Annotated in this window: 12 protein-coding genes; 1 reads left to right on the top strand and 11 read right to left on the bottom strand. The window is 47.4% G+C overall.

Going from position 1 to position 12,990, the window contains the following annotated elements:
• Nucleotides 1-318 precede the first annotated feature (318 nt).
• Complete coding sequence (locus J8N69_RS09350; protein WP_168827087.1) at nucleotides 319-1,041, bottom strand: HPP family protein; 723 nt, start codon at nucleotides 1,039-1,041, stop codon at nucleotides 319-321.
• A 157-nt stretch (nucleotides 1,042-1,198) separates the two neighbouring features.
• Between J8N69_RS09350 and J8N69_RS09345 the strand changes: the two genes are divergently transcribed.
• Nucleotides 1,199-2,092, top strand: coding sequence for a LysR family transcriptional regulator (locus J8N69_RS09345; RefSeq protein WP_168827085.1), 894 nt, complete (start codon nucleotides 1,199-1,201; stop codon nucleotides 2,090-2,092).
• A 112-nt stretch (nucleotides 2,093-2,204) separates the two neighbouring features.
• On the opposite strand, the gene J8N69_RS09340 is transcribed toward J8N69_RS09345, so the two are convergent.
• From J8N69_RS09340 to J8N69_RS09295, 10 genes are all read right to left on the bottom strand, one after another.
• Entirely contained in the window at nucleotides 2,205-3,356 is a 1,152-nt protein-coding gene (locus J8N69_RS09340; protein WP_168827084.1) for a Fic family protein, read from the bottom strand.
• 164 nt (nucleotides 3,357-3,520) lie between these two features.
• On the bottom strand, nucleotides 3,521-3,997 hold the full coding sequence (gene greA, locus J8N69_RS09335) for a transcription elongation factor GreA (protein WP_168827082.1): 477 nt from the start codon (nucleotides 3,995-3,997) through the stop codon (nucleotides 3,521-3,523).
• Entirely contained in the window at nucleotides 3,997-7,212 is a 3,216-nt protein-coding gene (carB, locus tag J8N69_RS09330; protein WP_168827080.1) for a carbamoyl-phosphate synthase large subunit, read from the bottom strand. The genes greA and carB overlap by 1 nt, the downstream gene beginning before the upstream one ends.
• 35 nt (nucleotides 7,213-7,247) lie before the next feature.
• On the bottom strand, nucleotides 7,248-8,390 hold the full coding sequence (carA, locus tag J8N69_RS09325; RefSeq protein WP_168827072.1) for a glutamine-hydrolyzing carbamoyl-phosphate synthase small subunit: 1,143 nt from the start codon (nucleotides 8,388-8,390) through the stop codon (nucleotides 7,248-7,250).
• A gap of 272 nt (nucleotides 8,391-8,662) precedes the next feature.
• Nucleotides 8,663-9,214, bottom strand: a complete 552-nt coding sequence (locus J8N69_RS09320) for a DJ-1 family glyoxalase III (RefSeq protein ID WP_168827063.1) — start codon at nucleotides 9,212-9,214, stop codon at nucleotides 8,663-8,665.
• A 29-nt stretch (nucleotides 9,215-9,243) separates the two neighbouring features.
• On the bottom strand, nucleotides 9,244-9,720 hold the full coding sequence (locus J8N69_RS09315; RefSeq protein ID WP_168827062.1) for a GNAT family N-acetyltransferase: 477 nt from the start codon (nucleotides 9,718-9,720) through the stop codon (nucleotides 9,244-9,246).
• A 32-nt stretch (nucleotides 9,721-9,752) separates the two neighbouring features.
• Nucleotides 9,753-10,595 carry a hypothetical protein gene (locus tag J8N69_RS09310; protein WP_168827060.1) on the bottom strand — a complete coding sequence of 281 codons (843 nt, stop codon included), beginning with the start codon at nucleotides 10,593-10,595 and terminating at the stop codon, nucleotides 9,753-9,755.
• A gap of 472 nt (nucleotides 10,596-11,067) precedes the next feature.
• A complete protein-coding gene (locus tag J8N69_RS09305; protein WP_168827058.1) occupies nucleotides 11,068-11,550 on the bottom strand; it encodes a phosphatidylglycerophosphatase A family protein in 483 nt (160 codons plus the stop codon).
• A gap of 61 nt (nucleotides 11,551-11,611) precedes the next feature.
• On the bottom strand, nucleotides 11,612-12,568 hold the full coding sequence (thiL, locus tag J8N69_RS09300) for a thiamine-phosphate kinase (protein ID WP_168827056.1): 957 nt from the start codon (nucleotides 12,566-12,568) through the stop codon (nucleotides 11,612-11,614).
• Nucleotides 12,569-12,579: 11 nt separating this feature from the next.
• The gene (locus J8N69_RS09295; protein ID WP_168827054.1) at nucleotides 12,580-12,873 is read right to left on the bottom strand and encodes a DUF6172 family protein; all 294 of its coding nucleotides are present in this window, start codon (nucleotides 12,871-12,873) and stop codon (nucleotides 12,580-12,582) included.
• Nucleotides 12,874-12,990 lie beyond the last annotated feature (117 nt).

The following is a 12,990-nucleotide window of genomic DNA, read 5'->3' as shown; positions in this document are numbered from 1 at the left end:
AAACTCACCACGGCAAATGACGCCTTATCGGGCTAAAGCCACGACCTACAAAAGACAATATAAATCAACCAATTGTAGGCTAAATAACGTCACACGCCTGATCACGGTCGTACCTCCCTCATCAGGCCTCCAAAACTCACCCTACCTTCGCTGACTAGCTTTTAGCGATACTATCTTGATGAGGGGGAAAGCAATATCTTCCTATAAACAATAAAAGCTATGCGTTTATTACATTAGGTAGAAGCCTAGGAATTACTTAAGTAAGAGCCATCGAACCCTAAATTCTTCTAAAATAAGTAATCTTTATACACTAAGACCCTACTTCGGCAATTTGGATACAAGGCCTTTATGGCGGACTTTAGCCTTCTCTCTCGCTGCGTTGTAAATGTGCATAAGTTCTTCTGCGCTCACGTCAATAAAGACATCTTCAGCTTCTAATACGTGATAGAGGTCATCCACCTCAAAAAGGTGTTTTTCGTTCTTTTCGTTACGCAAGGAAGCGTTTAAAAAGGAAGGGTAACGGCGCCAATAAAAGGCGTTATTCAGTATAAAAGCGAGCAGTAGCATCGCCAATAAATTGCTCAACAATGGGTACAGCAAAAACTCGTAGCCCATGGCATGTAGGCTGCTGCCGCCTATCACACAAAACAAGGCGGTTGATCCTCCGGGTGGGTGTAGGCAACCTAGGTAATGCATGGCGATAATCGATGTGCCAACCGCCATTGCCCCAATCATGAAGGACGCACCAAACGCCTGATAAAAGCTAATGCCAATAAACGCTGAAATAAGGTGTCCAGCGACAAACGGCCATGGTTGTGACAAGGCGCCATGGGGAATCGCGAACAATAAAACCGCGCTGGCGCCAATCGACGCCACTACCAGCAGCGAATCCGGCAACGACAAAAACAAACCCGAAATATAAAACACACCAGCCAAGGCAATGCATGCTGTTATACCAGAGAGAAAGCGTTCAAAGTGGGAGGTTTTATTGATTTCAACACCAATAAATCGAGCGATATTACGACATAACGAGATGAACATGTGGGCGGTTTAGCCTTACTGAAGTGACACAGGCGCTGTATCACATAGACAACGGACAACGCCAAATAAAGTGTCTTCTTTTTCATAAAAAGCACCGCCTTATCTGGCAAGAGCGCCATTTTAATGAGTAAAATAGCCTTCTGTATAACGAATTAAAATGAGGTTTAAATGCAATAATATTGCATTTAAAATCGATCATATGGACATTGAACAAGCCAAAACGTTTCTAGAAATCATTCATTCAGGGACCTTTGCTCGTGCTGCTGAACGCCTGCATGTTACGCAAACCACGGTAACGGCAAGAGTACAAGCGTTAGAAGCCGCGCTGAGTTGTCGCCTATTCACTCGTAATAGAGCGGGAGCCAAGCTGACCAAACATGGGGAAGCCTTTGTCACACCGGCCAAAAACATGCTGGAAGCGTGGGAGCAAGCAAAGCAAATTTGCGGCCATTCTGCCCATCACATTCAACAGACACTCAACATTGGCGGGGAAATAAGCTTGTGGAACCCAATCTTGATTGATTGGCTGTTTGCGCTTAATGACGCCATGCCACAGTGGCTCGTCAATAGCCAGGTTGCCACCACAGACCTGCTTTATCAGTCTCTACAAAAGAAAGAAATAGATGCCATTATTGTTCACAGCCCACGCTATTTAACCGGATTGGTTGTCGAACAAATCGCCGAAGAAAAGCTCATCCACGTCGCCTCGTGCAAACAGCCAAGCCCTGATTTATTCATTGATTGGGGTGAAGAATTTTCACATCAATTTGATCGCTGTATCCCCTTTAACCGCCAAACGGCGATGCAATTTTCTCTTGGTCCTATGGCGCTAAGATACTTGCTGGCAAAAGGTGGCAATGGCTACTTTCGCACCCGAGTGGTCGAGAAATATATCCAGGAAGGACGGCTGAAAAAAGTGAATGGCGCCACCGAGTTTACCTACCCCATTTATCTTATTTATCATAAGAACAATCCATTAGGAGAGAGTTTCGAACAGGCAAAAGCGCAGCTCTTCGAGACGATAAAAGCCTTTTCGAATTGGTCTATCTAGTGACGCTATTTTCTTAGCATCCACCCTATACGCATTATTCTGTCGCTATGTAGTGGCAACGACCCGCTTTTCACTACGGCTTTTCACTCCGTAGTAGAGAACACAAAATAGGCTAAATACTAAGCCCATAACGCGCATTCCTGCCGCCCCCTTCCAAGCGGTACAAGCACTCTTTTTCAACCAAATCACCAAGATCGCGGGTGGCGGTGGCTTTAGAGCTACTGGTGATGCCGATGTATTTTTTGGCACTTAGTCCACCTTCAAAGCCGTCTGACCCGGCATTAAAGAGCTTGTTGAGCACTTTCGTTTGACGTTCATTCAGTTCGGTGTGTCGATGTTTTTCCCAGAACTTGGCTTTCTTCAAGACAAAATCGACTTTCTGAGCGGCTTCTTTTTGTGCCAACAAAACCGAGTCGACGAACCATGTCACCCAGTCGGTAATCTCTAAATTGAACTGGCTGGCGTTGTTGAGTCCATTGTAATAGGCGTTTTTGTCTTGCGCGATGATCGCCGACAAACTGAGTAATGGCGGTCGATTAAGGTCTTGAGCCAAGGCCATTTCCGCAATCGCTCGCCCTACTCGGCCGTTGCCATCATCAAATGGGTGAATAGTTTCAAACCACAAATGCGCGATAGCCGAGCGTACTGGCCCAGCCAGAACAATGTCTTTCTCTGTTTTGTCTCTCTCTGCTTTTAAGGGGTTAGAGCGGTTAAACCAATCCAGAAATCGGCTTATTTCTGTATCGACTTGATGTGATGGTGGTGCTTCATAATGCACTTTTTCATAGCCAATTGGGCCAGAGACTATTTGCATAGGCTCTGCGGAATCTCGCCATTGTCCAACTTTTAGGTTACGCGGCAGTAGACTATTTTCTTGCTGCGGAAGTACTAATTGATGCCAATGAAACAAGGTGGTTTTTGTGAGTTCGCCTGCAAAGCTATTTCGCACATCGACCATTAAAGCCGCCATGCCTTCTGCCCGCGGATCAGCAACTCGGGTGGGCGGATTACTCAAGCCTAAAAAGTTTTTGATAGAGGAACGTACGTCTTCTCGATCCAAACGCTCGCCTTCTATCTGACTGGTATTGATTGCTTCGCTCACCATGAGGTCGATATAGGCATCATACTGCAACGTATTTTCAAGTTGACTCATTCCGCCAGACAAGCGACCAGCCTCTAACGCGTACTGATACAAGGCGTCTCGACAGGGCGTTTCGTCAAAGGTGAAATTTGGCCAATCAGGGTGTTGCCAGCTGTATTTCATAGTGTGAGCCAATTAAGTAAACTATTCGGCTCAGAATAGCACAAATAAATGAGCCGAATAAGTCAATTATTCGGCTCATGCTGGCTTCCCCGGTTTTACAAGCACAAAAAAACCACGCTGCTTTCACACCGTGGTTTTTAGAGTCGTCTAAAAACACCTTAGATTTAAAGGTATTCGACTTTCTCGATTTCGTACACCACTTCACCACTAGGGACTTGAATGGCAACTTCGTCACCTTCTTCTTTCCCGATGATGGCTTTAGCAATCGGTGACGCGTAAGAGATTTTCTTCACTTTTACGTCAGCCTCATCATCGCCGACAATTTTGTAAGTGACGGTCTCTTCGGTATCGACATTAAATAAGGTGACTGTCGTACCGAAAATCACTTTGCCAGATACTGGCAATACTTTAATGTCGATCACTTGTGAATCAGCCAGCTTGCCTTCGATCTCTTTAATACGACCTTCAGCAAACCCCTGCTCTTCACGAGCGGCGTGGTACTCTGCGTTTTCTTTTAAGTCGCCATGCTCGCGTGCGGTTGCGATATCCGCAATCACGCGAGGACGGACGACAGTTTTCAAGTGATTTAGCTCTTCTCGAAGACGAGCTTCACCTTCTACTGTCATTGGTACTTTTTTCATTATTTCCCCAAGTGCAAATCTTGCAGTCTTCTAACTTTCGTTTCACCTGTTAGGCTAATCGCCATGCTTGTCGCTTCAGCTCCAGCCAATGTCGTAGTGTAACAAACCTTACGCTGTAAAGCTGTACGACGAATAACAGAGGAATCTGCAATGGCTTGTGTGCCAGACGTGGTGTTGATGATGTAATGAATCTCGCCATTTTTCATCATATCAACGATATGCGGACGCCCTTCATTCACCTTGTTCACCTTGCGAACGTCAACGCCGCGCTCAGTTAGGTATTTAGCTGTGCCTTCGGTGCCAACAAGGTCAAAACCAAGTTCCGCCAAGCGACGCGCTACATCTACCGCGCCTTCTTTGTCCATATCACGAACACTAATGAAAGCTCGACCCGATGTTGGCAATTCCGTACCGCCACCCAGAACCGCTTTACCGAACGCCTCAGCGAAGGTATCACCCACGCCCATCACTTCGCCCGTAGACTTCATTTCAGGCCCAAGAATCGGATCGACACCTTGGAACTTGTTGAATGGGAAAACGGCTTCTTTCACGCTGTAGTAAGAAGGAATGATTTCTTTGGTGAAACCAAGCTCTTCCAGTGTTTTACCTGACATAACCAATGCAGCAACTTGCGCCAAAGAGCGACCGATACACTTAGAAACGAAAGGCACAGTACGTGATGCACGAGGGTTAACCTCAATTACGTAGATTTCGCCATCCTGAATCGCAAGCTGAGTGTTCATCAAACCGACAACGCCCAATTCTAGCGCCATGTTTTTGATCATCTCACGAATGTCGTCTTGCACTTCTTTAGACAAAGAATATGGTGGCAAAGAACACGCAGAGTCACCTGAGTGAACGCCCGCTTGTTCGATATGTTGCATGATGCCGCCGATAACGACTTGATGTCCATCACAGATACAGTCGATATCAATCTCAATCGCTGCGTTCAAGAAGTGATCTAGCAACACAGGGCTGTCATTAGACACTTTTACAGCACTGGTCATGTAACGCATCAATTCTTTTTCGTTGTAAACGATTTCCATCGCACGGCCGCCCAATACATAGGATGGACGCACCACAAGTGGGTAGCCGATAAGCGCGGCTTTCGCTGCCGCTTGATCAACGCTGCGCACCGTCGCGTTATGAGGTTGTTTGTAACCCAAACGTTGGATCATGCTTTGGAAACGCTCACGATCTTCTGCACGGTCGATAGACTCAGGCGTGGTACCAATAATTGGCACGCCTTCGTTTTGCAAAGCACGAGCGATTTTCAGCGGTGTTTGGCCACCGAATTGAACGATCACGCCTTTTGGTTTTTCTTTACGAACGATTTCTAACACGTCTTCTAGCGTCACTGGCTCGAAGTACAAACGGTCAGAAGTGTCGTAGTCAGTCGAAACGGTTTCTGGGTTACAGTTCACCATAATGGTTTCGTAACCGGCATCACGTAGACCTAATGCCGCGTGCACACAGCAGTAATCAAACTCGATACCTTGACCGATACGGTTTGGACCACCACCAAGAATGATGATTTTCTCACGATCAGTAGGTGCCGCTTCACACTCGTCTTCGTACGTTGAGTACATGTAGGCGGTGTTAGTCGCGAATTCCGCCGCACAAGTATCCACACGCTTGTAGACTGGGTGAACATTCATCAAATAACGACGCTCACGCATCGATTTTTCCGTCACGCTTAACAAGCTAGCCAAACGCGCATCAGAGAAACCTTTACGCTTCAAACGACGCAATACGTCGTAGGTCATGTCGATCAGACCCTTGTCGGCCAACGCCACTTCTTCTTTGATCAAGTCTTCGATTTGCACCAAGAACCAATGATCAACACCCGTTGCTTCGTATACTTCGTCAACTGTCATGCCAGAGCGGAAGGCATCGCCAATGTACCAAATGCGGTCAGAACCAGGCGATTGAAGCTCGTAAGCGAGTTTCTCTTTGCTATTTTCTTCCGCGAAGTCTAACTGAGGATTGAAACCGTCAGAACCCACTTCCAAACCGCGCAAGGCTTTTTGTAGCGACTCTTGGAAAGTACGGCCAATCGCCATCACTTCACCCACCGATTTCATTTGCGTGGTTAGACGGTCGTTTGCGGTAGGGAATTTTTCGAAGGTAAAACGAGGAATCTTAGTGACCACGTAGTCGATGGCTGGCTCAAAGCTCGCTGGCGTTTGGCCGCCAGTGATGTCGTTTTGCAATTCATCAAGGGTATAACCAATCGCCAATTTCGCGGCGATTTTTGCGATAGGGAAACCTGTCGCTTTCGATGCCAAGGCAGACGAACGAGACACACGAGGGTTCATCTCGATCACCACAAGACGACCTGTTTCTGGGTCCATACCAAACTGTACGTTGGAGCCGCCAGTTTCTACGCCGATCTCACGCAATACCGCCAAAGACGCGTTACGCATGATTTGATATTCTTTATCGGTCAAGGTTTGTGCTGGCGCAACCGTAATGGAGTCACCGGTGTGAACCCCCATGGCGTCGAAGTTTTCAATCGCACAAACGATGATGCAGTTGTCTTTTTTGTCGCGGACAACTTCCATTTCGTACTCTTTCCAACCGATCAAAGATTCATCGATCAGCAATTCGTTGGTTGGCGACAAATCCAAACCACGAGTACAGATTTCGTCAAACTCTTCCATGTTATAGGCGATACCGCCACCCGTGCCGCCCATGGTAAAAGAAGGACGGATGATACAAGGGAAGCCTACTTCCGCTTGCACTTTTAGCGCTTCTTCCATGTTGTGGGCAATGCCCGCACGAGGACATTCAAGACCAATGGCACGCATGGCTTTGTCAAAACGGCTACGATCTTCCGCTTTGTCGATGGCGTCGGCCGTCGCACCAATCATTTCAACATTGTATTTAGCAAGCACACCGTGACGTTCAAGATCCAACGCACAGTTCAATGCGGTTTGACCGCCCATCGTCGGCAGAACCGCATCGGGACGTTCTTTTTCAATAATTTTTTCGACGGTTTTCCATTCAACTGGCTCGATGTAAGTCGCATCGGCCATCGCTGGATCTGTCATGATGGTGGCTGGGTTTGAGTTCACCAGAATAACGCGAATGCCTTCTTCACGAAGCGCTTTACACGCTTGCGCACCAGAATAGTCAAACTCACAAGCCTGACCGATAACAATAGGGCCTGCACCTAAAATTAAGACGCTTTTTATGTCAGTACGTTTTGGCATAATATTTTCGTTCCGCTCCTATTTAGGGTTTTGTCTTAGGCTTTATTAGTGGCTTTTGAGGCTTTGATGTTTTCAATAAACTGATCGAACAGCGGCGCAACATCGTGTGGCCCCGGGCTCGCTTCAGGGTGACCTTGGAAGCTGAAGGCGCTCTTATCGATCCGCGCGATGCCTTGCAAAGAGCCATCGAACAAAGATTTATGCGTCATCACAAGGTTAGCTGGCAAAGTCTCTTCGTCTACCGCAAAACCGTGGTTTTGGCTGGTGATCATCACAGTGCCTTTTTCAAGCGCTTGCACCGGATGGTTTGCACCGTGGTGACCAAACTTCATTTTTTTGGTTTTCGCGCCAGACGCCAAGGCCAACAGTTGGTGACCCAGACAGATACCAAACACAGGAATATCTGTTGCTAAAATGTCTTTAATGGCTTGAATCGCGTAATCACATGGCTCTGGATCACCAGGACCATTGGATAAGAAAACGCCATCTGGATTCATCGCCAATACGTCTTTTGCTGGCGTTTGTGCTGGCACCACTGTTAAACGGCAACCGCGCTCAACCAACATACGCAAAATATTACGTTTTACGCCGTAGTCATACGCCACCACGTGGAAATCAAATGATTCCGGTGTTGTGTGACCCTTCACCAAATTCCACGTTGATTCTGTCCACTCGTAAGCTTTTTCAACCGTGACTTCTTTGGCCAAATCCATGCCTTTCAAGCCTGGGAAAGCACGCGCAGCAGCAATGGCAGCGGCTTCATCAAGGTTTTCACCCGCCATGATGCAACCGGCTTGGGCGCCTTTTTCACGTAGAATACGCGTCAACTTACGTGTATCAATGTCGGCAATACCCACCACGCCTTTGCGCTTCAAATAAGAATCTAGAGATTCTTGTGAGCGCCAGCTGCTGGCAACCAAAGGCAAATCACGAATGATCAAACCTTCACACCAAATTTTGTCGGATTCTTCATCTTCAGAGTTAACGCCAGTATTCCCGATATGGGGATAGGTCAAGGTGACCATTTGTCGAGCATAGGAAGGATCAGTAAGAATTTCTTGATAACCAGTCATCGAAGTGTTAAATACCACTTCGGCTGTTGAGGAGCCATCTGCTCCGATCGACACCCCTTTAAAAACCGTGCCGTCTTCCAGAGCCAGAATCGCTGATGTTGCCAAAGGAACCTCCCATTTAGAGCCTTTCAGGTTGCAAAAAAGCGAGATAAACCGGCGGCTCATCTCGCTTTTAAGAAATTGCGTTTTTGCCGTGCATCCATTGATAGATAATCAATGGATCTCGCGTTCAAAAAATCTGCCTAATTCTACTCTGATACGCCTTTAGCGTCCACCGAATTGCCGCCAAATCTGGTAAAAACACAGAATAAGCGGGTATTTTTTCTTGACTTCTTAGTCAGGAATAAAATTAAACCACCAAGTCGTCAGACAATGATTTAACACAATAATCCATCGGCCACATTTTTAGCGGCATCGTAACCTTTTAAGTTACCCAATACAGTCAAGGCAAACACCATGGCGGCCGCTGGCCCTTTGCCAGTCAAAATATTGCCATCCATTACCACAGGTTCATTGGCAATGTACTCAGCGCCAATCAGTCCGTCTTCAAAGCCGGGATAACAAGTCGCCTGCTTGTCCACCACAAAACCATGCGTACCAAATACCACCGCCGGTGAGGCGCAAATAGCCGCCAGTAACGCATCTTGAATGTCATGTTTTTCCAACATATCAATAAGCAACGCACAATCACGCAAATGCTCCGCGCCCGGCATACCGCCCGCCAACACCACCGCATCGAATATCTGCTCTGCCACGTCAGTCAGTAACACATCCGCTTCTAACTTAGCGCCATGCGCCAAAACAACCTGCTTTGACGGGTGAACGCTCGCCACCGTGACGTCCACACCACCACGACGTAACACGTCAATAATGGTTATGGCTTCAATATCTTCATTGCCGTTCGCAATAGGAACTAATACCTTGCTCATACTCTGCCTCTTTCAAACATTTAGATCATTCACATTTTTCGCGTAAACAAGCAGGCCGCTTCGTGGCCTTGTGCTGTTTGCCCTTTTTTGTCTATTTGATAGTAATTTTTTCGACGTCCAACCAGCTCGAACCCCAAAGATTCGTAAAGCGAAATAGCACCCTGATTCGACTCGCGCACTTCTAACAAGAGTTCACTGACACCTTGCTGCGCGACCGCTTCTGACCAAACCATGATCAGCTTTCTTGCTAGCCCTTGTCTACGGACAGAGTAATCAACCACAATTAATTCTAATTCGGACTGATCAAGCACCATCGATGCAGTGAGCCAACCAACGATCATTTTTTGCGTCGCATCGCCCAACTCAACCACCCAGTTTTGGCGGGTTTGTAAGGCGTCGACCACCAAGTTTGCTCCCCAAGGATGAGGGTTAGACAAAGCATCGAGCTGAAGAATAACGCACAAGTCTGACTCGGTCGCCAAACGAATAGAAACAGCAGGTATCATAAAATTGAACGCCTCATTTAAAGGCAAAGATATTAACGGAAAAAGCTCGACTGCATCACTTGCCATGCTTCTTTGCGCAGTTCGGGAATACGATACAATTCGGACAAACTCACAATACGCGCAGTAGGATAGTGTTTCAAAAGGCTTTCTGGCGGAAGATCGGCCACCAGCTGAGTGATTTGTGCACCCGCAAGCACTAATAATGGCGTTTCAGGAAAGTCTTTTACCAAACGCCCCACATAGCTTTCCAGGGCGCCAAACAACCAATCTGTGCGCTTCCAGAAATGTGGATTCCTCAAAGCCCCCGGCCAAGAAAATGCACTGCCTTGCCATTCATCAACAGATTGCTTTAATAAGGCTTGACCCATTTTTAACGCCAAACGCTCAACCTCTTCCGCTTGAGAAAATACTTCAGGTACATCGCTCAAAATCAACAGCTTATTTGATAAAGCATAAGCATAAATATTAAGCCGCGTGATGTGAGTATTCAAAGCTGGATCTGGCTCAACCACAATATCAACAGCCAACTCTTCAATCGGCTGTAAATCTTCAACAATGATTTCCGGCCCAGCATTTAGCTGCTCACGAAGATGGTGAACCAAGGGGTCTTTTTCTTCTGGCAATAATTTGGCAACCGGAACAGGCGCAGGCTCTGAAGACCTAAATCCGGTAGATTCAGGATAAATGGGCGTTTCGGCTGGCGAAGTCTCGGTCGTCGCCACATCAACTGGCCAAGGTTGAACCGGCATAAACACCGTACCTGTCACGCTGTCCGAAGCAGACTCACTTTTCTCAATAGACAACCAAGACACCACGCCCATTTGTGCTAAGCAATGGGTTTGAAACGCCTGTTGTGGAGGTAATTCGCGGGACATAACAACCTTAATCACAGTCTTAAAAATCGACATTCATCGATTTGAACATGGGTAAGCGAATATACTCGCTTACGCCAAGAGATGCCACTTGATGGCCCAAAGCTTGCTTGAGATCTTTGACCCCACCCTAGTCCTTGAAAGGAGTATCGCAAAACGATTTGAGTCGATCTTGTCGCGATTTCTCCTAAAAAAGTATGCCGACAACAAACCTCGCCACGACAAATTAAGTCTTGTCGGGCTGAAGCCGCGACCTACAAAAAACCATATAATTCAATCGATTTGACTAAAGATAACCCCATCCTAGCCTTCCCCTTGGAAGTGATAAGGGGAAGGGACAGTGACAATTCAGGTCTGCTCCTCCCCTCGTGTCTTGAAAGGGGAAGGGACAGTGACAGTTTAGGTCTGCTCCTCCCCCTTGTGTCTTGAAGGGGGAGGCTGGGAGGGGGTTATTTTGAAAAAAGAAACTAAGTTCTCAAAGAACGAAGGTAACCAAGGCCTGTAACACGACAAAAGACATAATGCCCGCCAGAATGTCATCCAGCATGATGCCGAAGCCGCCGTGGACGTTTTTATCAACCCACGAAATTGGCCAAGGTTTCAGGATATCGAATAGACGAAACAGCACAAAGCCGAGCACGATATAAAACCAGCCCACAGGCGCGAGCCACATGGTGATCCAGAAGCCGACAAACTCGTCCCAGACGATGCCAGCATGGTCGTGTACGCCCATGTCTTTCGAGGTTTTACCACAAAGGTAAATCCCTACCAACGACGTCACCACCAGCACAGCAAGATAGGTCGTCGCAGTTAAATCTTGTAATAACCAAATAAAAATCGGCACAGCAGCGAGCGTACCAAAGGTACCTGGGGCTTTTGGCGCCGCGCCAGAACCTAGACCAAAGGCCAAAAAATGTATCGGATTACGCCATACCGACGCGGGGGCAGAGTTTGCCATGAAGTCATTACCTATTTGGTTAAATTAAAAAACTAAAAACGCTTAGTGGGCGCAATCCTTGCTAAAAATGCTGCCAGCCACGTATTTCACCCTCATAGTTTTGAATCACAAAACCCTCTGCCTCTGCGACAATCTCACCTATCTTGGTACAAGGCAAACTCAGTGTTTGAGTAATCAGGGCAATCTCAGCGGCTTGCTCCTTGGGGGCGGTAAAACATAACTCGTAATCATCACCACCCGTCAAGGCTAATGCCACAGCAGAATCGGGTTGCCATTGGCGTAACTGAGCGGACATTGGCAAACGACCGGCATCGATGTTCGCACCGACACCGGATGCTTTGAGTATATGCTGGATATCTTGCGCAAGACCATCGGAAATATCCATCATGGCATGCACCACTCGTTTCAACGCCATGCCAGCTATTAGCCTTGGCTGTGGTCGCCAGAAACGCTCATAAAAATAGTCAAAACGCTCGCTCGAAACCTGTAACTCACCGGTGACAATCGGCACAGCGGCGGCCGCGTCGCCAAGCAACCCTGTGACGTAAATATCATCACCGACTTTTGCTGCGCTGCGCTTTACCGCCATATCCGCTTCCACATAACCATGCACTTGTAGGGTAATGGTTAATGGGCCTTTGGTGGTATCGCCGCCAACCAAAGCCAAGCCAATAGGCTCTGCCAATTCCGCCATGCCTTGCGCCAAGCCCGCTAGCCATTGCGGATCGGATTGAGGAATCGTCAGACCCAAGGTGAAGAATGCCGGTTTCGCACCCATCGCAGCCAAATCACTCACGCAGCTTGCCACCGCACGATAGCCAATATCCACCGGATCCGCATCGAACGGAAAGTGTCGTCCTTCCACCAAGGTGTCCATGGAAAATACCAGACTCTGGCCCTGTGGCACTTGCACCTGAGCGCAATCATCACCAATACCCAACAAAAGATCTTCACGTCCTTGCGTACTCGCCATCACCGACGCTTGAAAGATGTTTTGTATCAACTCGAATTCTTTCAACAGACTGTCCTTTAGTCTTCTGAACGCTTAGCACGAGTCTTAGGGGTTGGGATCACTTCGAGGTAAAAAGATTTCCAATGCTGGCTTTGTGCAGAACTGATACTGGCGTTGATATCGCCTTCGTGAACGCTTCTTGCTTTGTCTGCGGCTTGGCCAAATTTGCAGTTAAATCCCCAAAAGTCAGCGCCTTCTGGCAGAGCTTTGTTACGCTCTGTTTTGATGTATTGCTTCACTTCGTTTTTCGCCGCTTCGATAAGGCGCTGATAAGAAAGCTTGGGGTGAGAGAGTACAAACGTCTTTTTCATTATGATCCTAAAAATGTTAAGTAAGGCAGCTAACAACCACCTTATAGCCGTCTATGATAACGGTTTAACCATAAACCAGCCATCAATAAAGCGGGGGAATACCAGCGCTAAAACAAT

Origin of the sequence: Marinomonas profundi (genome assembly GCF_020694005.1) — a bacterium.
Classification (GTDB): domain Bacteria; phylum Pseudomonadota; class Gammaproteobacteria; order Pseudomonadales; family Marinomonadaceae; genus Marinomonas; species Marinomonas profundi.
Note: the sequence above shows the minus strand (reverse complement) of the source record. Positions and strands in the feature narration are given on the sequence as shown.

Bases quoted from the DNA above. Each gene is read 5' to 3' on its own strand.
- J8N69_RS09320 (WP_168827063.1), bottom strand. From the start codon at position 9,214: ATGAGCAAGGTATTAGTTCCTATTGCGAACGGCAATGAAGATATTGAA.
- carB (WP_168827080.1), bottom strand. From the start codon at position 7,212: ATGCCAAAACGTACTGACATAAAAAGCGTCTTAATTTTAGGTGCAGGC.
- J8N69_RS09315 (WP_168827062.1), bottom strand. From the start codon at position 9,720: ATGATACCTGCTGTTTCTATTCGTTTGGCGACCGAGTCAGACTTGTGC.
- J8N69_RS09345 (WP_168827085.1), top strand. From the start codon at position 1,199: ATGAGGTTTAAATGCAATAATATTGCATTTAAAATCGATCATATGGAC.
- J8N69_RS09310 (WP_168827060.1), bottom strand. From the start codon at position 10,595: ATGTCCCGCGAATTACCTCCACAACAGGCGTTTCAAACCCATTGCTTA.
- J8N69_RS09295 (WP_168827054.1), bottom strand. From the start codon at position 12,873: ATGAAAAAGACGTTTGTACTCTCTCACCCCAAGCTTTCTTATCAGCGC.
- greA (WP_168827082.1), bottom strand. From the start codon at position 3,997: ATGAAAAAAGTACCAATGACAGTAGAAGGTGAAGCTCGTCTTCGAGAA.
- J8N69_RS09350 (WP_168827087.1), bottom strand. From the start codon at position 1,041: ATGTTCATCTCGTTATGTCGTAATATCGCTCGATTTATTGGTGTTGAA.
- J8N69_RS09305 (WP_168827058.1), bottom strand. From the start codon at position 11,550: ATGGCAAACTCTGCCCCCGCGTCGGTATGGCGTAATCCGATACATTTT.
- J8N69_RS09340 (WP_168827084.1), bottom strand. From the start codon at position 3,356: ATGAAATACAGCTGGCAACACCCTGATTGGCCAAATTTCACCTTTGAC.